Annotated in this window: 17 protein-coding genes; 13 read left to right on the top strand and 4 right to left on the bottom strand. The window is 35.0% G+C overall.

Going from position 1 to position 23,852, the window contains the following annotated elements; translation table 11 throughout:
• The first annotated feature begins 154 nt into the window (after window positions 1-154).
• The 5 genes from B3P23_RS02315 to B3P23_RS02295 all read left to right on the top strand — a co-directional run bounded on the left by B3P23_RS02315 (window position 155) and on the right by B3P23_RS02295 (window position 9,872).
• Window positions 155-5,428 carry a translocation/assembly module TamB domain-containing protein gene (locus B3P23_RS02315; protein WP_293924204.1) on the top strand — a complete coding sequence of 1,758 codons (5,274 nt, stop codon included), beginning with the start codon at window positions 155-157 and terminating at the stop codon, window positions 5,426-5,428.
• Window positions 5,418-7,721, top strand: a complete 2,304-nt coding sequence (locus tag B3P23_RS02310; RefSeq protein WP_293924202.1) for a BamA/TamA family outer membrane protein — start codon at window positions 5,418-5,420, stop codon at window positions 7,719-7,721. The genes B3P23_RS02315 and B3P23_RS02310 overlap by 11 nt, the downstream gene beginning before the upstream one ends.
• A 131-nt stretch (window positions 7,722-7,852) precedes the next feature.
• Window positions 7,853-8,791, top strand: a complete 939-nt coding sequence (locus tag B3P23_RS02305) for a malate dehydrogenase (protein ID WP_293924200.1) — start codon at window positions 7,853-7,855, stop codon at window positions 8,789-8,791.
• 29 nt (window positions 8,792-8,820) lie between these two features.
• On the top strand, window positions 8,821-9,366 hold the full coding sequence (locus B3P23_RS02300) for a helix-turn-helix domain-containing protein (protein ID WP_248755841.1): 546 nt from the start codon (window positions 8,821-8,823) through the stop codon (window positions 9,364-9,366).
• Between the two features lie 62 nt (window positions 9,367-9,428).
• A complete protein-coding gene (locus tag B3P23_RS02295) occupies window positions 9,429-9,872 on the top strand; it encodes an aspartyl protease family protein (protein WP_045753711.1) in 444 nt (147 codons plus the stop codon).
• Here B3P23_RS02295 and B3P23_RS02290 read toward each other — a convergent pair.
• Window positions 9,858-11,078 (bottom strand): MFS transporter, encoded by a 1,221-nt coding sequence (locus tag B3P23_RS02290; RefSeq protein ID WP_045753710.1) that lies wholly within the window; start codon window positions 11,076-11,078, stop codon window positions 9,858-9,860. The two genes, B3P23_RS02295 and B3P23_RS02290, sit on opposite strands and share 15 nt — an antisense overlap.
• Window positions 11,079-11,247: 169 nt before the next feature.
• Between B3P23_RS02290 and fsa the strand changes: the two genes are divergently transcribed.
• The 3 genes from fsa to rnr all read left to right on the top strand — a co-directional run bounded on the left by fsa (window position 11,248) and on the right by rnr (window position 15,110).
• Complete coding sequence (gene fsa / locus B3P23_RS02285; RefSeq protein WP_021188478.1) at window positions 11,248-11,907, top strand: fructose-6-phosphate aldolase; 660 nt, start codon at window positions 11,248-11,250, stop codon at window positions 11,905-11,907.
• A 100-nt stretch (window positions 11,908-12,007) separates the two neighbouring features.
• Window positions 12,008-12,466 carry a Fur family transcriptional regulator gene (locus B3P23_RS02280; protein WP_045753709.1) on the top strand — a complete coding sequence of 153 codons (459 nt, stop codon included), beginning with the start codon at window positions 12,008-12,010 and terminating at the stop codon, window positions 12,464-12,466.
• Window positions 12,467-12,980: 514 nt separating this feature from the next.
• Window positions 12,981-15,110: a ribonuclease R gene (gene rnr / locus B3P23_RS02275; protein ID WP_045753708.1), complete on the top strand. Its 2,130-nt coding sequence runs from the start codon at window positions 12,981-12,983 to the stop codon at window positions 15,108-15,110.
• A 111-nt stretch (window positions 15,111-15,221) separates the two neighbouring features.
• Here the strand turns inward: rnr and B3P23_RS02270 are convergent, their stop codons facing one another.
• The gene (locus tag B3P23_RS02270) at window positions 15,222-15,788 is read right to left on the bottom strand and encodes a DUF1572 family protein (RefSeq protein ID WP_045756102.1); all 567 of its coding nucleotides are present in this window, start codon (window positions 15,786-15,788) and stop codon (window positions 15,222-15,224) included.
• Window positions 15,789-16,035: 247 nt separating this feature from the next.
• Between B3P23_RS02270 and B3P23_RS02265 the strand changes: the two genes are divergently transcribed.
• The 5 genes from B3P23_RS02265 (at window position 16,036) to rpsJ (ending at window position 21,546) form a co-directional block, all read left to right on the top strand.
• On the top strand, window positions 16,036-17,886 hold the full coding sequence (locus B3P23_RS02265; RefSeq protein ID WP_293924193.1) for an acyltransferase family protein: 1,851 nt from the start codon (window positions 16,036-16,038) through the stop codon (window positions 17,884-17,886).
• A gap of 131 nt (window positions 17,887-18,017) precedes the next feature.
• Window positions 18,018-18,431 carry a 30S ribosomal protein S12 gene (gene rpsL / locus B3P23_RS02260; RefSeq protein WP_002993550.1) on the top strand — a complete coding sequence of 138 codons (414 nt, stop codon included), beginning with the start codon at window positions 18,018-18,020 and terminating at the stop codon, window positions 18,429-18,431.
• Window positions 18,432-18,450: 19 nt separating this feature from the next.
• Window positions 18,451-18,918 (top strand): 30S ribosomal protein S7, encoded by a 468-nt coding sequence (gene rpsG, locus B3P23_RS02255; RefSeq protein WP_045756100.1) that lies wholly within the window; start codon window positions 18,451-18,453, stop codon window positions 18,916-18,918.
• Window positions 18,919-19,046: 128 nt separating this feature from the next.
• Complete coding sequence (gene fusA, locus B3P23_RS02250) at window positions 19,047-21,164, top strand: elongation factor G (RefSeq protein WP_045756103.1); 2,118 nt, start codon at window positions 19,047-19,049, stop codon at window positions 21,162-21,164.
• A 76-nt stretch (window positions 21,165-21,240) separates the two neighbouring features.
• Window positions 21,241-21,546 carry a 30S ribosomal protein S10 gene (gene rpsJ / locus B3P23_RS02245; protein WP_013667229.1) on the top strand — a complete coding sequence of 102 codons (306 nt, stop codon included), beginning with the start codon at window positions 21,241-21,243 and terminating at the stop codon, window positions 21,544-21,546.
• A gap of 263 nt (window positions 21,547-21,809) precedes the next feature.
• On the opposite strand, the gene B3P23_RS02240 is transcribed toward rpsJ, so the two are convergent.
• The gene (locus B3P23_RS02240; protein WP_293924186.1) at window positions 21,810-22,919 is read right to left on the bottom strand and encodes an AI-2E family transporter; all 1,110 of its coding nucleotides are present in this window, start codon (window positions 22,917-22,919) and stop codon (window positions 21,810-21,812) included.
• A 126-nt stretch (window positions 22,920-23,045) separates the two neighbouring features.
• A complete protein-coding gene (locus B3P23_RS02235) occupies window positions 23,046-23,699 on the bottom strand; it encodes a porin family protein (RefSeq protein ID WP_293924185.1) in 654 nt (217 codons plus the stop codon).
• Window positions 23,700-23,852: the final 153 nt, after the last annotated feature.

The following is a 23,852-nucleotide window of genomic DNA, read 5'->3' as shown; positions in this document are numbered from 1 at the left end:
ATTGCAAAATTGACCTCCTTCAACTATTAGAGGGGGGATATTATCATATCAAGCAACCATAAAAGTTTATAAAATAATGAGCACAGTATAAACATATTTACTTGTTTTACGTTATAATATTAAATTTAGGGGTTTACAAAGACTAGAATATATTTTGAATAAATTTAGCCGTATCGCATTAAAGACCCTATTATGGATCATTGGATCTGTAATAGGACTCATACTTCTCATTATTTTTTTAATACGACTTCCTTCTGTGCAAACTTATATTGCGGGAAAAGTAACTACTTATGTGGAAGGAAAGATAGGAACTCCTGTCCGTATAGGGCGTGTTAACATAGAATTTCCTAAAAAACTTGTTTTAGAGAATATTTATCTTGAAGATCAGTCTAAGGATACCTTAGTTGCCGGAGAAGCCATAAAGGTCGAGATCAATATGATAAAATTGCTTAAAAGCACAGTCGAGATTCAACAATTGGAGGCCACAGGTATAACAGCAAAAATTCATAGATCTATGCCTGATAGCAGTTTCAACTTTGATTACATAATTAAAGCATTTGCTAGCCCTGAACCGTCCAAAACAAAATCCGATACTACTTCAGCAATGGTGTTTAACATGGATAAAGTCATATTTGACCGTTTTCATATCGTTTATGCAGATGATGTCATTGGTACAAATGCCGATGTCTATTTAAAACATTTTGATACACGCATCAAGAAATTTGACCTAACGAAAAATATGGCATTTGACATGCCAAAAATTAATATTGATGGTCTGGGTGCTATCATAACACAATGGAATCCTACAGAAGAAGGAGACGGCCCCAGTGTTGAGGATTTTGGAATTACAGATCCCACAACTATTGCGACTTCTCTTTTACCTGATATTGGTATTAACATCGCTGATTTGAGAAACATAAATGTTCACTATGAGGATAAATCATCCAAATTGAGAACAAAGTTTTCGATTCAAAAACTATATGCTGATATCAACAATATTGATCTTAATAAGGAAATTGTCGATATAAAAAAAATAAGTTTGGAAGGATCTGATTCACAAGTTTTTTTTGATAAAATAGCAAAAAAAACTTTACCTGTATCGGATAAAAATACTGCGTCATCACCTCCTAGTAAAGTAAATTGGGTTGTATCTGTTTCTGATATCAACATCAACAATACCAATGTTTGGTATAAAGATGATAATCAGGCTCGCATGAAGGGATTTGATTATTTTAACATCAAAGTTCCCGCGATTAATACTGCAATGACGGACTTATTTTACAGTGCAGACTCGATTAGTGGATCTTTAAAATCCTTAACAGCAAAGGATCACTCTGGTTTCGAAATTAAAAGCTTAAAAGGTGATTTCATCTATACCAATACTGGTGCTGAAATCAAAAATCTATATGCAGCAACTGCCAAAACATTATTACAAGATTATATTAAGATATCATACCCCTCTCTGGAAGCAATAGCAGAGAAACCAGAATTACTTACTGTCAATGCCAATATAAAAAAGAGTCACGTTGATATGCGCGATATTTATTATTTTGCTCCTTTTCTGGATACGATGGAGATCATGCATCCATTAATGAATAAAAAGTTCAACATCGACGGAAAAGTTATAGGAAGATTGAATGATCTCAATATCCCACACTTAGATTTCAGTACATTATCGAACACAAAAGTAATTGCCAGTGCCCGAATTAAGGGACTTCCTGATGTAGACAAGATGTCCATAGACCTTACCCTTAAAAAATTCACTACTGGACGATCAGATATTGAGCAACTCGTTGCGAAATCGCTCTTCCCTAAAAACCTTGAGCTTCCAAACGCGATTGGATTAACGGGAACATTTAAGGGTGGAATGCAATCATTCAATACCAACTTGGCATTGGTCACAGAAAAAGGAACAGCCAAAGTCAATGGTAAATTTGATATTTCAAAGCGTGATACGACATATGATGCTTTTGTATCTATTAAGGACTTTGATATCGGAAAGATTTTAAAGCAAGATTCTGTATTAGGTATATTATCCTTTGAAGCCAATGTAAAAGGTCACGGACTTGATCCTAAGAAAGCCATTGCTAACGTAGATGGCAAACTCATTCAATTGGATGCACTTGGATACCGTTATCATAATATCGACATGAACATGAATGCCAATTCAGGAGATATTAAAGCAAATATTACTAGTATTGACCCTAATATCAAATTTAATTTAAATGCTACGGCCGATATGAGTCAAAAATATCCAAAAGTTAATTTTGAATTGATGGTGGATAGTGTCAATCTTCAAAATTTAAAATTGATGGATGATGACTTTCGTTATCATGGTAAAATGGTTGGAAATTTTGAAACTGCCGATCCAAATTATTTAAATGGGGAAGCACATATCATCAATTCTTCTATTGCTTATAATAATGATCGCTATAGTGTTGATAGTATATCGCTGATTGCGAAATCGGACACTAGTTCCAATCTCTTGATGCTGAAATCAGCATTTTTGAATGCCCATTTAGTCGGTAAATATAAATTAATGGAGTTAGGCACTGCTATCCAGGATATCGCACATGTTTATTACCAACCTGGTACACCAGTTGTTCTCCCAAAATATGAAGATCAGCGATTCGAATTTTCGGCACAGTTGACTAGAACCAAATTTATTAAAGATTTTCTACCAGATCTTACTGAGATGAAAGACATTACTCTGGACGGTATGTTTGACAGTAAGAATAAATTGATCCAAGCTAAACTCAATGCTCCAAAAATTGTTTATGCAGGTACGGATATCAATAGCGTATCTCTAGATTTAACAACAGTTGACAGCACAATGTACTATTCAGCTCTTATCAATAAGATTAAAGTAAGTAACATTGAATTGATCAATACTGTTTTCAGTGGTAAGGTCATTAAAAACAACCTTGATTTTGGTCTTTGGATTAAGGATAAACAAGATAAGGAACAATATCATTTAGGTGCTAATATGAAAGTCGACCGTGGAAACTTTCTCTTTAGCTTACTTGAAAATGGGCTGATGTTAAACTATGAAAAATGGAATGTCGATAGTACAAATGTTATTTCATTTGGAAATGCTGGTATTCAAGCACATAACTTCGTCCTTGAAAACAACGGACAATTATTAGAAATTAAATCACAAGATAGTGTTCTAAACTCCCCTATTGATCTCGTTTTCAAAAATTTTAGAATTGAAACTCTCAGTAAAATGGTCGCTGCAGATGATATGAATTTAGGCGGGGGTATTAATGGACAAGCAACTATTTCGCGTCTGGAAAGCAGTCCTGTTTTTGTTTCTGACATTGGCATTGATAAATTTTACTTAGGGACAGATACAATTGGTAATGTCAATATTAAAGTAAATAATGAAAAAGAAAATACATATGCAGCAAATGTGAGTATCACTGAAAATGGTAATAACGTCAGTTTAATCGGTGAATTTATAAGTCCTCCAAAAGGAGCAGCAACATTTGATGCTGTTCTAAACATCGCCCCTTTAAAGATGAAAACCATCCAAGCATTTAGTTTTGGTTATTTAAAAGAATCAAAGGGAGATGTTGAGGGACAATTAAAAATTTCGGGAACTACCGATAAACCCGCCATCAATGGTGATTTGAACTTTAATAAAGCAGAGTTTAATGTTGCTATGCTAAATGCGGCATTCTTTATTGATAACGAAAAAATTGCCTTTAATAATAGAGGCATTACATTATCGGATTTCAACATAAAAGATAAGAAAGGAAATAGTGGTACTATGAATGGCACCATTCTAACTCAAAACTACATCGATTATGATTTTAATTTAAATCTTAAAACAGATAATTTTGAAGTCGTGAATTCTACGCGACAAGATAATGATCTATTTTTTGGTAAGATGTATGTTTCTTCGGACTTAAGAATACGTGGCACGCTGGATAAACCTGTTGTTGATGGAAATATTAAAGTCCAAGACAAAACTGATTTTGTATTCATTATGCCAAATGATGAGCCTGGAATGGTAGAAAGAAAAGGAGTGGTAGAATTTGTGGATAAAAGTGATACGACAAGGACTAATGTTTTTGCTAAATTAGATTCATTAACCACCACTAAGCTTACAGGTATAGATGTTACATTAAATTTACAAACGGATAAAAATGCTAAATTTAAAGTCATTTTAGATGAAGGGTCTCAAGACGCCCTAAATATTCAAGGTGAGGCAGAATTAAATGCTGGAATTGATGCAAGTAATAAAATCACTATGTCAGGAACATATACGGTTGAAAAAGGTAGCTACTCCTTCTCATTTGGACCTGTGAAACGTGAATTCTTATTTAAAGAAGGTAGCACAATTACTTGGGCTGGTGATCCTTTAGATGCAAGATTGGATATTACTGCCGTGTATAAAGTAAAAGCTCCTACCCTAGAACTCGTACAGACGCAGCTGGGTGCGGAGAACGCTAATCTTTACAAACAACGTGTTCCTTTTAATGTGAATCTATTGATTACAGAACAACTTTTTGAGCCTAAATTGGGATTTGATATTGATTTGGATGAAAATAATGCAATCGCCTCTCAAGATGTTGTAAGTAAAGTCAATAATGCTCTTGCACAGCTTCGTACAGATCCTTCAGAAATCAATAAGCAAGTTTTTTCTTTGATTGTGCTAGGTCGGTTTATGGCTTCCAATCCATTTGAAAGTTTATCTGGTGGAGGTGGTGTTGAATCCATGGCTCGAAATAGCGTTAGTTCGTTACTTACCTCACAACTAAATCGCTTGGCATCAGATCTTATAAAAGGTGTGGAATTAGATTTTGACTTACAATCAGAACAAGATTTCACCACCGGAGTAGGAGAAACACGCACTGACTTAAATATTGGGGTTTCAAAAATGTTATTCAATGATCGATTGAAGATAACGATTGGTTCAAACTTTGAGGTTGAAGGTAATTCAAGACCTGGAGAACAGGCTGCTAATATTGCTGGAGATATTAGTTTGGACTATCAATTATCTCCTGATGGAAGATATTTTGCAAGGGTATATCGTAAAAATCAGTATCAAGTAACCCTTCAAGGACAATATGTAGAAACTGGTATTGGATTTATCATCAATATGAGCTATAATAAATTCAAAGAAATTTGGATGAATTCTAAGAAGCTTAACGAATATAATTCTGGCAGCAAAAGTTTTAGAAAACGTTTTGATGTAGAGCGGATGGAAACAGATTCTGTTTATCGTGATAGCGTCAGGTATGTGATACGTGATAGCATTATGCGCAACGATCCTAAAAAATATAAGGAACGCTACAATAATCAAAATCAAAAAATACAAAAAACGGATTCAAACAATAAAACTGATTCAACAAATCAGAAAGCAGACACAATTGGACAAAAAGTGATCAGAAATGAAGAAAGGGAGAAGAATGAAAAATAGTAATCAATTTATAGCTTTTGTTTTATTATTGGGGCTCTTCATTGCTTCTTGTTCAACAACTAAAAATCTAAAAGAAGGTGAATCCTTATATGTGGACGGTCATGTTGATATTGAATCAGATACTATTCCTAAAGAACAAAAAAAGATATTAGCGACACATTTGGAACAAGTGCTTATGCCAAAACCTAATAAATCATTATTTGGATGGCGTTATAAACTAGCTTTCAATAATATGGCTGGTGATTCAGTTGGAAGAAATTTCATAAAGAAACAATTGAAAAAAATGGGGGAAGAGCCGGTTCTGTTAAGTGATGTTAACCGAGAATACAATGAGAACTTACTTCGGAATCGACTAGAAAATATCGGTTTTTTTAATGCTGAGGTTAAATCTGATACAACCATTAAAGATAAAGAAGCGACTATTCACTATATTGCTACAACCAATTTAATCTACCGAATAAAATCAGTCAAATTTGACGTGGATAGCACCACCCAGCTTGGTCAAGATATATTGCAATCACGTGAAAAATCACTCTTAATAGTGGGTAAACATTATGATCTTGATGATATATTAAACGAACGCGACCGAATAGACAATGAACTCAAAAAGATTGGTTACTATTATTTCAGTCCTGATTATTTATTGGTACAAGTGGATAGCACCATTGGAAACAATAAAGTAAATTTGTATGTAACCCTGAAGCCTGAAACACCAGAAATTGCCAAAGCGCCATCGAAAATTAATAATATATACATCTATCCAAATTATACAGATGCCGGAACAGGTTATCAGCGTGCACCTCGTAATGCGGAACTATTTGATAGTTCGTATTATTTTATAGATAGGCAAAACACCTTTAGAAAACCCGTTCTTGCGAATCATATTTTCTTCAGAAAAGGGGATCTTTATAACCGTGATGCACATAACAAGACGATCAGTCATCTTGTCAATTTAAACAGTTTCAAATTTGTTAAAAACAATTTTGTAGATAGTAAGGATGTTAAAAATGGATTAGATGTTTACTACTACCTTACTCCTCTTCCTAAAAAATCAATTCGGGTGGAGCTTTTGGGTAAAATGGCATCCGTTTATAATGGTACGGAGCTTAATGTAAACTGGCAATTGCACAATGCCTTTAGAGGAGCTGAATTACTTAGTCTCAATGTATTTGGTGGTTATGAAACACAGACGGGCGGAAGTGTTAGCTTAAATTCGAGCTATTATCGCTATGGAGCTGATCTGACCTTGACACTACCGCGTATCCTGTCACCTTTTAAAATAGATCCGAGTCGTAGGTACATACCAAAAACATATATTAAAACAGGGTTTGAATTCTTGAATAGAACCAAAGCGTATACTTTACGATCACTCAAACTCGACTACGGTTATATTTGGCAAGAATCACAAGAAAAACAACATGATCTAGGATTATTAGAAATCACTTATGTACAACCTAGTCGTGTGTCTGATGAATATAAAGCTCAATTGGATACTGTGCCTACGTTAAGACATGCTATTGAGCCGCAATTCACCATTGGTCCAAACTACAATTTCACCTTGTCCAACACGATGAATAAAACTCTAAAGAACACGTTTTATTTTAAAGGAAATTTGGATTTATCAGGTAACGTTTTGGGATTGCTCAAGGGTGCTAATTATAACGAAGGGAAGACTTTTAAATTATTTAACGCTTACTTTTCTCAATATATTAAAATAAGTGGTGATGGTAGACACTATCTCAAATTGAGTGAAAATTCGCAATTGGCTTCTCGCGTTAGTGTGGGTTTAAGTTATTCCTATGGAAACTCACGTGCACTGCCTTATTTAAAACAATATTATGTGGGTGGTCCTAATAGCATCCGAGCATTTGCAGCACGTGCAATCGGTCCTGGAACGTTGAAACCTCAGAATATTGGTACGGACAAATTTTATGCGGATCAAACGGGTGATATTAAATTGGAACTCAACACTGAATATCGTGCTAAACTTGCAGGATTTGTACACTGGGCGGCATTTATTGACGCCGGTAATGTGTGGTTGCAAAATACGGATGATGAAAAACCAGGGGCGAAGTTTAGTAAGGATTTTCTAACAGAATTGGCTGTTGGCGGTGGACTAGGTTTAAGATTTGACTTTACTTTTTTAATTTTAAGAACAGATTTTGCAATTCCATTCCGTGTCCCCTACTTAGAAAAAGGAGATCGATGGGTATTTAAAGATATCGATTTGGGAAGTAGTCAGTGGCGCAAGAACAATTTAATGTTCAATTTAGCGATTGGCTATCCATTCTAAATAAAAAGGGAGAAACTTTCGTTCTCCCTTTTTATTTAGAATTACTTTTTATGAAACTTAATTGTATTCCTACCATTTAATGAGTAAATTCAAAGAAAAATTAATGTCTAAGGACCAAAATTAACAAGCTTATGAAAGTTACAATAGTTGGTGCAGGAGCAGTTGGAGCGACCACTGCAGATAATTTAATGAGAAGAGAAGTTGCTGAAGAAATCATACTTTTAGATATTAAAGAGGGTTTTGCAGAAGGTAAAGCACAAGATATGTCACAGACTGCTGCCTTATTAGGTTTTGATTCTAAAATTAAAGGCGTTACCAATGACTACAGTGCTACAGCTGGTTCGACAGTGGCGGTTATTACATCTGGAATTCCTAGAAAACCTGGAATGACTAGAGAAGAGTTAATTGGTACGAATGCTAACATTGTTAAAACGGTGGTCGATAATTTGGTTAAACATTCACCAGATATCATTATTGTGATCGTTTCTAATCCTATGGATACAATGACTTATCTTGCCCTACAAAGTTCTGGCCTGCCTAAGAATAGAATTATCGGTATGGGCGGAACACTGGATTCTGCTCGATTCAAATATCAATTAAGTGATAAATTAAATGCTTCTGCAGGGGACCTTAATGCAATTGTTATAGGTGGTCATGGCGATACTACAATGATTCCGCTGATCAAACATGCTACTTGGAACAGTATTCCTGTAAGTGATTTTTTGAACGAAGACGAGCAAGATGAAATCGTACAAAAAACAATGGTGGGAGGTGCTACATTGACAGCTTTAATTGGTACATCGGCTTGGTATGCTCCAGGAGCAGCAACTGCAGCTGTCGTCGAGAGTATTGTTCGTGATCAAAATAAACTCTTCACAGCTAGTGTATTTTTAGATGGAGAATTTGGACTATCAGATATCACTTTAGGTGTCCCTGTTATCATTAATAAAAATGGTTGGGATAAAATCGTACCTTTGAACTTGTCGGAAGAGGAAAAGCAAAAATTACATAAAAGTGCTGAGGCGGTCCGCAACATGAATAATGTATTAAAAGAAATTAACGTTTTATAAAAAATTATATGCAACTCTTTATTAAAAATATGGTCTGCAATAGATGCAAGATGGCTGTAGAAAATATATTTAAAGAGTTGCATATCCCTTATAGTGATCTTCAATTAGGTGTCGTTACCTTAGAAGGAACCTTGAAACCCGCACAACGCGAACATATACAAGAAAGCTTGCATGCTATTGGATTTGAATTGATAGATGATAAAAACACGCGTGTTATTGAGAAAATAAAACTAGTGATCATCGATTACACGCGTCAGCCATACCAATATTTAAATAGAAACCTTTCAGAGATATTATGTGATAACCTATTTCTGGAATATAGTACTCTGAGTGCATTATTTTCATCTGTAAGCGGAACGAGTATTGAAAAATATGCTATTTTTCAAAAGATAGAATACATCAAAGAGTTGTTAATTTATGATGAACTAACTTTGGCGGAGATCGCGGAAAAACTCAATTATTCGAGTACTGCTTATCTCAGCAACCAATTTAAAAAAAATACAGGTCTTACACCGACTCAATTTAAAAACCTGAATAACCCAACCGCACTTAGGCGAACCTTAGATCAGGTATAATAATTATGTTAAAAATATAATTTATCCTTTCGGTAAGCATATATTTTTTCTATGTTTGAAGTATGGCAATTATCCCACTAAGGCTTTTACAATTACAAGAACAAGGTACTCATATCCTAGTTGAAGTTACATTATTCAATACTGCTCATCTTATGGTCCTGGATACTGGAGCGTCAAAGACTGTATTTGATAAAAATCAATTGGAAACTATACATTCGGATCAATTTCAATTGGAAAGTACAGATACACTTTCATCTGGATTGGGCACTAATACCATGCAAAGTTTTTTGATCCATATACCGCATCTTAGTATGCAGGACTGGACCATCAAAAACTACAAAGCTGCTGTACTAGACCTGAGCTCAATCAACTATGCCTATGAACAGATGAATTTACAACCTGTAATTGGAGTGTTAGGAGGAGACATTTTAGCTCGTTATGGTGCTGTGATTGATTATAAAAAGAAGACGCTCAAACTGCTTAAAAGAAGGTTAAAACTTAAATAGTCTTTTATGGATATGCATCCTTAAATACAAATAGTAAGCGATAGCAATCAGTATTCCTGCTCCGCCCATAAAATATAAAACACTTCGCAACCCAAAATAGCTTGCTAATGCTCCTATTAGTAAACTTCCTATTGGAAAAACACCTTGGAACGCCATCACATAATATGATATTGCTCGAGCGCGGTACATGGGCATCGCATGCGTCTGTATATAAGTGTTGATACTAGAGTTCTGCATCATCATAGCAAAAGAAACGACTGCTGTATAGACTAAAGCCAAAACCAACACAGAGGAATGACCTAATAAGAATAAAGCCGCACCCATTAATAAGGCTGCACCCATTACTTGATAGCGCATATTTGTACCCGACTTCAATCTGGCCATATTAATCGCGCCAATCATTGCGCCAAGACCTGCAGCGCTTTCAAACCAGGAAAAGGTACCTGCATCACCATGGAACATCTCCTTGGCTACAGCAGGCAGCAACGAGGTATACGGAATGACCAATAGACTTGAAAAAGTCATGACAATGATGAGCGAAAAAATATGTGGAGATCGCTTCAAATAGAAAAAACCCTCAACTAATCCTTGCCAATTGCTTCCTTTACTTAAACTAGCAGTATTTTCAGTCACATTCATCATCCATAGCGTAATCAGAACAGGTATAAAACTCAAAAAATTGCTGCTAAAACACATCATTTCTCCATAAGTGCTCAAAAGGATCCCTCCTATAGCTGGACCGACCATACGCGCAGCATTGAATATAGAAGAGTTAAGTGCGATAGCATTAGGTAAATCTTTTCTATTATCAACTAGATGTACCATCAGTGATTGTCTGCCTAATACATCAAATGCATTGATTACCCCCTGTGCAAATCCCAAAATAGATAGCCATAAAACCGTTTCCATTTTTAGATATACCAATAATGTGAGAATCCCTGCTTGGATCATCAAACCTATCTGAGTCATAAACACAAGCCTATATTTCTTGTGCTTATCGACAAAGCTTCCTATAAAAGGTGATAATACTAAAGAAGGAAGCAACGATATAAATGAAACAAAACCTAGCCAAAATACCGAGTCCGTTAATTTATATACCAACCAACTAATGGCAACACGCTGCATCCACGTCCCCATCAATGAAATCGCTTGACCGATTATATGTAATCGAAAATTCGGGTATTCAAGAGAACGAAATATCTGCATATCAACATGTAATAGAAGTAAATGAAAATGGTAAGCTATTATGAACAGTTCATATTAAGCAATATTTGTGCAGTAATTTCAATTCAGCACAAGATTAGTGAATTTTAATCGATAACTTTGCCCCTTAAAGGTAAATAAACCAAACAATTAACAATCAATTCAATACGAGATGAAATTTTTTATTGACACAGCAAACTTAGAGCAAATCAAAGAAGCACAAGATTTAGGTGTATTAGATGGGGTAACAACAAACCCAAGTTTAATGGCCAAAGAAGGAATTAGTGGTGACGAAAATGTAATCAATCATTACAAAGCCATATGTGCTATCGTAGATGGGGATGTAAGTGCAGAGGTAATTTCTACAAATTACGAAGAAATGATCAAAGAAGGAGAGGCGCTTGCAAAACTAGATGACAAGATTGTTGTTAAAGTTCCAATGATCAAAGATGGTATTAAAGCAATTAAATATTTCAGTAAAAAAGGAATCAAAACAAATTGTACTTTGGTTTTCTCTGCTGGTCAAGCATTACTAGCTGCAAAAGCTGGAGCAACTTATGTTTCACCTTTCATCGGACGTTTAGATGACATTTCGACAGATGGCCTAGGGCTTATTGAAGAGATCCGTTTGATCTACGATAATTATAGTTTCCCTACACAAATCTTAGCAGCATCAGTACGTAATAGTGCACATATTTTAGGTTGTGCTAAAATTGGAGCTGATGTTATGACTGGCCCATTATCAGCTATCACTGCTTTATTGAAACACCCTTTAACAGATAGCGGTCTTGCTACTTTCTTAGCTGATCACGCCAAAGCTGCGGGTAAATAATTTGAGATAAAGCATTTTTATAAAACGGTCAAAAAGCAAGTAACATAAACTTGTTTTTTGACCGTTTTTTTATATAGGAATAATGATGTATTTTTGTATTATGAGTAAAGATCAACAACATGAAAAAGCAGTACTTGAGCCTGTCGATTTTACAGCTTTGCTAAAGCAATATCATTTAAAAGTAACGCAACCTAGACTCCGAACTTTAGAAACAATATCGACTAAGAAATCAGCAATTTCACAACCAGAATTGGAAAAATTAATTGGTAAAGAAATTGATCGGGTTACGCTATACCGTGTACTAGCTTCTTTTGAAGAGAAGGGTATATTGCATAAAATTTTTGATCTCAATGGAACGGCAACTTATGCCCTTTGTTCCACAAATTGTTCCGAACATAATCACCACGATCAACATGTTCATTTCATCTGCAGGCGGTGTAATTCTGTCTATTGTATGGAAGAAATCAATCTTCCAAAATTTAATCTTCCACAAGGTTACAAACTAGAAACAGTAGCTATAAATGCACTTGGGCTCTGTGATCATTGCACGGAAAACTAAACACGATACTGCTTCCAAATCGATGGTATTTGCTGGTTTTACTTTCTTTATGGAAATATCATTTTCCTCTAATTTATAGCAATGATCAAAGCTAATTATTTAATATATTTAAATGCTAAAATTTAGCAATTAAAAAAATAACCCACTCATTAAAAGGTTATTAAAAAACTCCATTAAATAATTTTTTTACAACTTATATTTTAGCAAAATATAAAAAGATCAGCTTAAAATATAAATACAAACGTCCGAAAAATTTCTTCATCAGAATAATTAAGCAAAAACAAATATAAACACCTATTTATCAACAGTATAACAAAGCTAAAGCAAATTAAAAATATACTCAAAAGAAAACATGAAACAAACAAAATACTATTGCCTCATTTTTCAGATTAATATGTGTATATTGTAAGTGATACAGGGATACAAAACAGCAATAATTTATGATCACAAATTTCAAGATCAACTACATGGCTCTCCCCTATTCAAAACATAATAAAAAGTAAAAAAAACACGTATGACGACAAAAAAAGAAAACCCATACCAAGAGGTTTTGACACAGCTCATCATCGACATCTTTGAGAAGTCAAACAACAAACCCCTCAACTATAAACAAGTCGCATCAAAATTGAATGTTCACGATTCCGATTCCAAAATAGCCATCGCCAATATCCTGACTGAGCACCCAAAAAATAGTCCATTTTTAGAGGTTGAAAAGGGAAAATTTAAGCTACGTCAACTCAAAGTTTACGTAACTGGGAAAGTTGATATGACTGCCGAAGGATCTGCTTATATTATACCTGAAGATGAATTCGAAAATGACATCTTTGTAGCGCCGAGAAAATTACGACAAGCTCTTCATGGAGACATCGTTAAAGTGCACACTTTTGAAAAAAGTAGAGGACGTAAAAAAGAAGGTGAAGTCGTAGAAATCATCCAACGTGCAAAAACAGATTTTACCGGTATCATCAACCTTTCTCAGAACTTCGCATTTTTCATTGCTGATGATCGCAAAATGTTACATGATATCTTCATTCCATTGGATAACCTTGAAGGTGCAAAAGATGGTGAAAAGGTAGTCGTCTCTATTATTGATTGGCCACAAGGGGCAAAAAATCCTATTGGAAAAGTAAAGACAATTCTTGGTAAAAAAGGAGAAAATAATACGGAGATGAATGCCATCTTGGCCGACTATGGATTTCCTTTAAAATTTCCGACAAAAGTCGAAGAAGAGGCAAATGCACTGCCTGATAGCTATTCCAAAGAAGAGATTGCCAGAAGAAGAGATTTTAGAAATATTACTACTTTTACCATTGATCCTGTTGATGCAAAAGACTTTGATGATGCGATATCTTTTCAAGAACTTGAGAATGGCAATTATGAAATTGGTGTACACATCGCCGACGTCTCACATTTTGTCATCCCAGACACTGAACTAGATAAAGAGGCCTACGAAAGAGGGACCTCAGTATATCTAGTTGATCGGGTGATTCCAATGCTTCCTGAAAGACTTTCCAATGGAGTTTGTTCACTTCGTCCACATGAAGATAAACTATGTTTCTCTGCAGTCTTTGAGCTCGATGAGAAAGCCAATATTGTAAACCAATGGTTTGGAAGAACTATCATTCACTCCGACCGGAGATTTTCTTATGAAGAAGCCCAAGAGGTCATTGAAACAAAATCAGGAGATTTTACTGCAGAAATACTAAAATTAAATGAGTTAGCCTATATTCTGCGAGAACGCAAATTTAAAAATGGCGCAATTGCGTTTGAAAGCGAAGAAGTAAAGTTCACTTTGGATGAAAATGGTAAGCCAACGGGAGTCTACACCAAGGTGAGAAAAGATGCACATAAACTTATTGAAGATTTCATGCTTCTTGCGAATAGAAAAGTAGCAGAATATATTGGTAAACAAGGTAAGGGTAAAAATAAATTACCATTTGTATATCGTTTTCATGATGTACCCAATCCAGAGACACTAGCAACATTTTCTCAATTTGCATCTCGATTTGGACATAAGCTAACTATAAAATCAGATAAAGAGACCGCGAAATCATTAAATGCGCTAATGACAAAAATTGAAGGTAGCAAGGAGCAAAACATGCTTACCTCTCTTGCAATAAGATCAATGGCAAAAGCGATCTACACGACAAAAGGAACAAGTCATTATGGACTTGCTTTTGATTATTACACGCACTTCACTTCCCCCATCCGTCGATATCCTGATGTAATGGTCCACCGATTATTGGCACATTACTTAGATGGTGGTAATAAAATCAATGTAGACCATTATGAAAAAATGTGTGAGCACGCTTCACAGATGGAGAAGAAAGCTGCTGAAGCCGAACGTGCTTCGATTAAATATAAACAAGCTGAATTTTTACAAGAACAAATTGGAACTGAATATACAGGAATTATATCTGGCGTAACTGAATGGGGAATGTATGTCGAAATCGAAACGAATAAATGCGAAGGTATGGTTAGATTACGAGATATTAACGATGATTTTTATGTCTTAGATGAAAAGAATTTTGCGATTATTGGTCAAAGAAAGAAAAAGAAATATCAATTAGGTGATGAAGTACAGATCAAAGTTAAAAAAGTTGATCTTGACAAACGTCAAATTGACTTTACTTTAATCAGTTAATCAAATCCTGAAACAATAACAACTACAGCCTCCAAATTGAGTTTCTTACTCTTTTTGGGGGCATTTTTCAACTAACTAACTAACTAACTAACTAACTAACTAACTAACTAACTAACCATCTAAATGGCGCAATATTTCATCTGTAAAATGTTCTGTTCGTTTTGATTGTATGAATCTAACCGAGTTATATACATCAGACTCTCCTCTTGGGATAGATAGAGAGCGCCAATCATTCCCTTTCATCATCTTCCCTAACATAACAATCTGTCCAACATGATAGGGATAGTGTGACAGTTGCCTATTAATAGCCTCTACAACAGTATGGCCTTGATTTCGAATATAAATTGTCTTACCCAAGTCTTCAAACTGCAAATTTTTCAACGTGACAAATAAGTTTTTCCAAGCTTCCTCCCATTCTTGCAACAGTCTCATTTTATCCTGATCAGCCAACTCAAACTCAGCATCTCGGTTACGCCATTCTTTTTCACCATCCGAAGTTAGAAAATCTGTAAATCGTGATTTCATATTCCCTGATATATGCTGAATCAATATCGCGACACTATTACTCTCTTGATTATACTGCCAAAACAACTGATTATCAGTTAATTGGTTTATAGTGCTATCAACTAAATGTTTATAGTACAAAAACAATTTTTGAACATCTTCTAAATAATTCATAACACAGCTATTTTACTTGATAAAAAACTCCTCCTATTTACTCTTTTTTGACAGATGTTTAAATTTAGTTAGAAAAAATCATCTTTTCTCAGCTATATTATAAAAATTGACAATTCATTGAAAAAAATCTTACTATAGATGCTTACTTAGATTTTTCAATACTGATTCGATAATAGATGAAAAAAATTAGTAGGTGAACTAAATTATTTTGCTCAGATTTGCAGCTTACAACAGGTCATATTTAATAATGAAATTTAGAAATGATATTGGAGCACTACGTGCATTAGCTGTATTAGCGGTACTTTTTTTTCATTTCAAAATCCCCTATTTTGATGGTGGATTCAGTGGAGTAGATATCTTCTTTGTCATCTCGGGATATTTAATGACGCATATTATTCTTAAAGGATTTGAAGACCACATATTTTCTTTCCGGCAGTTTTATATCAAGCGGATTGTACGCATCATCCCTGCCCTTCTTTTTCTAATTATTGGTCTAGCGATAATTGGCAATTTAATTCTCTTACCCAACGATTTACAACAACTTGGAAACAATTCCTTTTTCAGTATTCTTTTTATTTCTAATATAGATTACTACATCCATAGTGGCTATTTTGATCTCGCTTCGCAAAACAACATATTATTGCATACATGGTCTTTATCTGTCGAATGGCAATTTTATCTACTATATCCCGTACTCCTCTATCCATTTCGAAATTACTATCTGACAAACAAAAGGCAGTTCATTTATTTATTTATAAGCTTGATCATCCTTTCGTTCGGTCTGAACCTTTATTTTAATCATAGAGATCAATCATTCAGCTTTTATATGTTCCCAACACGCGCATGGGAAATGCTATTTGGTGGACTTGCATGCCTATGGGGGGCAGATATCCCCAAAAAAATACCAAAATTGTGGAGAAAATTATTTGCGTTCTTTGGATATAGTACCCTAATAGGATGCATTATTTTACTCAAAGAGGACGATATCAGTTGGCCGTCTTATTACACTCTTATTCCGGTAGTGGCTACATTTATCATCCTCCTTGTACAATATGACTTTAAAGCACTATCTTTCAAACCACTTCAATGGATCGGCAAGATATCGTATTCGCTATATTTATGGCATTGGCCAATCTATGTATTTACGATCTATTTGGGACTAAATCAGTCTTACACTATTATTACCATCCTTACTCTTTCCTTTATTTGTGCGTGCATCTCATTTTACACCATTGAGTCTAATAAAAAATTCAATCAAGTACGTTTCACTTTAGCTTCAGCGGTAGGAATTACTATAGCAGCCGCAGTCATGATGCTATTCCCATATGATCAATTGAAAATTAATAAGGAGATTGAACACCTCACTAATTACAATACAAATTATAGAAAACAACATCTTCCATTTCAGTTTAGAAAGGGAATCTGCCATCTGGATATAGACAATACATTCAGTCAATATAATTTTGACATCTGCGCTAACATTGCCCCTAATAAAAAAAATATACTTTTATTGGGTGATAGTCACGCTGGCGTTTTTGCACAAAGTTTAAAAGAGCAACTCGCAAAACAAGATATCAATCTGTTGCAAGCAACAGTATCTACAACCTATCCGTTATTAGATACAAAGGGGCCTAAAGCATCTTGTGAACTCATAGACTATATGTATCAGAAATTTATCCCTCAAAATGCAGCGCATATAGACGAGGTTATCCTTGTTGGTTTTTGGGGTTCACAACAATATCCAGATGAAACTTTAAAGTTCAAACTTCAAAAAGTAATACAATATTTTAAAGAAAAGAATATTGTACTGAAAATGATCGGACAAACACCTAGCTATTCTATCATTTTCCCCAATATATTGGCGTTACAAACTAAAAATAGCGCGGTAAAAGAAGCGAACTATCTTGATCCGAAGTCTGCCCATGTCAATAATTATCTTCAAACTTTTATTTCTAAAGATATTTATATAGATGTTTATAATCTACCTGAAGTAAATAAATATAACGGTCAAGACCCGTATATGCATGATGACGACCATTTGTCAAAATATGGAGCGGATCAGATTGTTGCTTATTTACTTAAAAACAAGTTGATCTAAAAGCTAAGTCAAAGATATTCAAGCAAAATGTGGAAAACTAATTGGCGAGGTGCTACGATTTAACAATAAAATCGTTATCTTTGCGAACTTATAATAATTTAAGAATTAAATTAAATAACAAAATCAGGTAAATGCCTACTATTCAACAATTAGTTAGAAAAGGTAGAGTAGCTCTGGTTGACAAGAGTAAGTCACCAGCGTTGGACTCATGTCCACAGCGAAGAGGTGTATGTACACGTGTATATACTACTACCCCTAAAAAACCAAACTCAGCAATGCGTAAAGTAGCTCGTGTACGTTTAACAAACGGTAAAGAGGTCAACGCTTACATCCCTGGAGAAGGTCACAATTTACAAGAGCACTCAATCGTTTTGATTCGTGGTGGTCGTGTTAAAGATTTACCAGGTGTACGTTACCACATTATCCGCGGTGCATTAGATACTTCAGGTGTAGCAGGTCGTAACCAACGTCGTTCTAAATACGGAACTAAACGTCCTAAACCAGGACAAGCAGCGGCTGCGCCAGCAAAAGGTAAAAAGAAATAATTAAACGGAGGAAAGAAAAATGAGAAAATCAAAACCAAAAAAGAGAATCATTTTACCTGATCCAAAGTTTAACGACACTCAGGTAACTCGTTTTGTAAACAATATGATGTATGATGGTAAAAAATCTACAGCATATGATATTTTTTACAACGCGATTGAATTAGTAGAGCAAAAAACTAGCGAAAGCGGTTTAGAAGCTTGGAAAAAAGCTTTAAACAACGTTATGCCAGCTGTAGAGGTTAAATCTCGTCGTGTTGGTGGTGCTAACTTCCAAGTTCCTATGGAAGTTCGTCCTGAACGCAAAATTGCTTTGGGTATGAAATGGTTAATTTCATATTCACGTAAACGTGGTGAAAAAACAATGTTCGAAAAATTAGCAGGAGAAATCATTTCAGCTTCTAAAGGTGAAGGTGCTGCTGTTAAGAAGAAAGAAGATACGCACAAAATGGCTGAAGCTAACAAAGCGTTCTCACACTTCAGATTCTAGTTTTGAACTTACACACACAAATATGATTACACCGATCTTAGGTAAACGTTTATTCTTTTATCAGGATCGGTGTACTTATTTAGACAAAAAAACATACGGCCTTATCTGGGCTAATGCTTAAAAATATTATGGCAAGAGATTTAAAATTCACTAGAAATATTGGTATCGCTGCTCACATCGATGCTGGTAAAACAACTACAACTGAGCGTATTCTTTACTACTCAGGTGTTAACCATAAACTTGGAGAAGTACACGAAGGTGCTTCGACAATGGACTGGATGGAGCAAGAAGCTGAGCGTGGTATCACGATTACTTCTGCTGCTACTACAGTTTTCTGGCAGTACCGTGGTAACAAATACCAAGTAAACGTTATCGATACTCCAGGTCACGTAGATTTCACGGTTGAGGTAAACCGTTCGTTACGTGTATTAGACGGATTAGTATTCTTATTCTCTGCAGTTGATGGTGTTGAGCCTCAATCAGAGACTAACTGGAGATTAGCGGATAACTACGCTGTTCCACGTATTGGTTTCGTAAACAAAATGGACCGTTCAGGTGCTGACTTCTTAAAAGTTGTTGGTCAAGTAAAATCAATGTTAGGTTCTGAAGCAGTAGCTTTACAACTTCCTATTGGTTCTGAAGATACTTTCACTGGTGTTGTTGATTTAATTAACAACCGTGGTATCGTTTGGAATGAGCATGATAAAGGTATGACTTTTACAGAGGTTCCTATTCCAGAAGATATGTTGGAAGAGGTTGCTGAATACCGTGAGCGTTTATTAGAAGCTGTTGCTGGTTATGATGAATCTTTGATGGAGAAATTCTTCGAAGACCCTAATTCATTAACTGAGCGTGAAATTTTAAATGCTTTACGTGCAGCAGTATTGGATAACTCTATCGTTCCTATGGTTTGTGGTTCATCTTTCAAAAACAAAGGTGTTCAAACTATGTTGGATTTAGTAATGGAATTATTGCCTTCTCCAATGGATTCAGAAGGTGTTAAAGGTACTCATCCTGATACAGGTGCAGAATTACTACGTAAACCAGATGTGAACGAGCCTTTCGCAGCATTAGGTTTCAAAATTGCAACTGACCCTTTCGTAGGTCGTTTGTGTTTCATCCGTGCTTATTCAGGTAAATTAGATGCAGGTTCTTATGTATTGAACACACGTTCAGGAAACAAAGAGCGTATCTCTCGTATCTTTCAAATGCACGCGAATAAACAAAACCCTATCCCTTTCATCGAGGCTGGTGATATCGGTGCTGTCGTTGGTTTCAAAGACATCAAAACTGGTGATACTTTATGTGATGAAAAACACCCTATCGTATTAGAATCAATGAATTTCCCTGAGCCAGTTATCGGTTTAGCTATTGAGCCAAAAACTCAAGCTGACATTGATAGATTAGGTATTGGTCTTGGTAAATTAGCTGAAGAAGATCCTACGTTCGTAGTAAAAACTGACGAAGAAACAGGTCAAACAGTTATCTCTGGTATGGGTGAGCTTCACTTAGAGATCTTGATCGACCGTTTGAAACGTGAATTCAAAGTTGAGGTGAACCAAGGAGCTCCTCAAGTATCTTATAAAGAATCTATCACGGGTACTACAGAGCACCGTGAAGTATTCAAAAAACAATCAGGTGGTCGTGGTAAATTTGCGGACATCAAAGTTGTTATTTCTCCAGCAGACGAAGATTACGATTTAACTAAATCACCTCTTCAATTCGTGAATGAAATCGTGGGTGGTAAAATTCCAAAAGAGTTTATCCCTTCAGTTCAAAAAGGATTTGAAACATCAATGAAAAATGGTGTATTAGCAGGATTCCCATTATCAGGAATGAAAGTTCGTTTGATTGATGGTTCATTCCACGCTGTCGATTCAGATTCATTATCTTTCGAATTAGCTGCTCGTTCAGCATACCGTGAAGCATTACCAAAATGTTCTCCAGTGTTAATGGAACCAATTATGAAAATAGAGGTTTTAACACCAGAAGAAAACATGGGTGATGTAATGGGAGATTTAAACCGTCGTCGTGGTTTGATGCAAGGTTTAGATAGCCGTAATGGTGCTCAAGTAATTAAAGCATTAGTTCCACTTTCAGAAATGTTTGGTTACGTAACACAATTACGTACGATCACTTCAGGTCGTGCAACTTCTACTATGGAATTTGATCACTTTGAAGAAGCTCCACGTAACGTAACTGACGAAGTTGTTGCAAAAGCAAAAGGTAAATTAAAAGGAGAATAATCCTTTCTAATATAAAGCAAACCGATCTCCTGTTGATAATAGCTCTAACGGGAGATCAATTTAAACAAAAATAAGAATGAGCCAAAGAATCAGAATCAAATTGAAATCATACGATTACAATTTAGTTGACAAATCAGCTGAGAAAATCGTAAAAACAGTAAAGCCTACAGGTGCAGTTGTTAGTGGTCCTATTCCATTACCTACTGAGAAAAAAATCTATACAGTTTTACGTTCTCCACACGTTAACAAAAAAGCGCGTGAGCAGTTCCAATTATGTTCATACAAGAGATTGTTAGATATTTATTCATCTAACTCTAAAACTGTTGATGCATTGATGAAACTTGAATTACCTTCAGGTGTTGAAGTAGAAATCAAAGTGTGATAGAATTGCACTGATTAAAAAACAAGAAAGGCTTCTAATGTTAAATTAGAAGCCTTTTTTATGACAGGTCACTACTTACATATGCTTTTTAACTCATCTTAGCCGCTATATTGAAATAATTATATAAAAGCAGGCTTCTACCCTAATCATTAAATAAATCGCTAAGTAAGCTTTAAATACCTAATGAGCAACAACAGTAGCGAAACCTAAATTGTTTATAATCTTCAAAATCTATTGATACCAAATAAGTATTAACATTCTACTTATTGATTCTTTTTAAGACTTATTGTTTTAACTTTATTCATATCTTTATCAGGCTTAGTATCCTCTTCTCCAAGCAAAAATCCCCAAGGTTTTAATTCTTTGACCCGATCCATCACGATCTTACAGATCGCCAGGATAGGTATAGCTAGAAACATTCCAGAAATACCCCATATCATTTCTCCCACAATAATCGCCATCATGGCAAACAAAGAATTTACTTTTACTTTAGATCCAACGACTTTAGGTACAATAAAATTGCTATCGATAAGATGTATAATAATAAGTGCACCGATCACGATGAGCACATGGGTAAATGAGGTAGTAGCAAAAGTAAGTAATGCAATAATTAAGATCGAGGTAAAGATCCCAATATAGGGCAACACGTTAAATACACCTGTAATAATGGCCAACAACAGACTGTATTTTACTCCTATTATACTCAATGCTGCAAATACTAAGGTAGATACAATCAGCATCTGCAAGAGTAATCCAATTAAATATTTTTTCACCACATATTGTATCTGTCCCACAACATCCAAAACAATATCCTGATGATCCTGATGATTGATCATCAGGAGAAATTTAACAATATGACTGCGGTAGATCAATAAAAAAAAAGTATACAGAAATGTAAACACTAGAAGTATAAAAAGAGAAGATAATGACAATAATGCGGTTCCTAATAATAACGTTCCACTATCGAGTGATTTTGTAGCTGTTTTATTAATGATATCCATTTGTTCACTATGCCTCACACCAAAACGATCTGTAACCCAAACTTGTACGTTATGAAAACCAACTAAAATTTGTTCTTTAAAAGCAGGCCAATCATCTTTAATCATTGATAATTGCGACGCCAGCATATAGAATCCAAAACCAACTAGACCAAAGAAAAGTAAAACGGTCACAATGCCTGCAATTGTGCGCGGGAATTTCAACTTGTTTTCAAAAAAATTACTGACTGGAACAAGCAGTAAAGCTAAAAGTAAACCCAATATAAATGGAACTAGAATTGTATCCCCTATTTTCGCAAGATAACCTAAAACTAAAATAGAAATTAATGTACAAGCTAATTTTAAGTAAAACGGTAGGCCTAAAAACTTTGTCATAGTATCATATATTTATAAATCTCAAACAACCTTACTAAATTAAAGTTTTAAAGGAAAATAAAAAACCCTTGCTAAAAAGCAAGGGTTTAATTTAAAATCATTTGATATAATCTTGTGAATTTGATATTATATTCCAAAGCCAATACCTACTGACCACACACGGTTTTTAACATCTCCTTTTCCGAAGAACTTAGATCCAGCAATGTTTGTTAGACCCAAACCATAACCAGCATTAATCGATATTCCACTTCCTAATTGATACCCAGCTAAAAAGTTAACACCAAAATCAGTGCCTTTTAATCTTTCATCCTTTCCGAATTTAAATTCATTAGTTACTGAAGTAGAAGCATCTCCATTCTTTAATTCGTATTTATCTTTTCCACTTAAACCAAAAGCTACATATGGACCTGCACCAACGAAAAATTTACCTTCACCAGCTGTTGGAAATTTCAACACAAAGTTAACAGGTACCTCTAACCACATAGTATTCTCTTTTACCTCATACGTACTGTTAGCACTCGGTTTATAATCTGCAAATTTTGCTCCTTTACCCTGTAAGGAAACTCCAGGCTGAATATAGAAGTTACTGGTTATAGGCGCATCTAAATAACCGGTAACATGAAAATTTACAGCTGATTTGGTGTCCGAAAGATCACTTCCTCCATAACTATAAGAAGGAATATTGACCCCTGCTTTAATACCATATCCTAATCCTCCTTGTGCATAAGCTCCAGCAGTTAATAAAAATGCTGCGCCTAATGTTAGTAATATTTTTTTCATCGCTCTATTATATTATTAGTGTTGTGATGGGTATTGCAAGTTACAAGCCAAACCATTAAAAGCTTCATTTACAATACGATAATCAAACAGGAACCATCATATTAACTGTATTAAAAAATAGACAAGTATTTATTTATCGGCAGCAGCATTATT

Origin of the sequence: Sphingobacterium sp. UBA6320, from assembly GCF_002440335.1 — a bacterium.
GTDB lineage: Bacteria > Bacteroidota > Bacteroidia > Sphingobacteriales > Sphingobacteriaceae > Sphingobacterium.
Note: the sequence above shows the minus strand (reverse complement) of the source record. Positions and strands in the feature narration are given on the sequence as shown.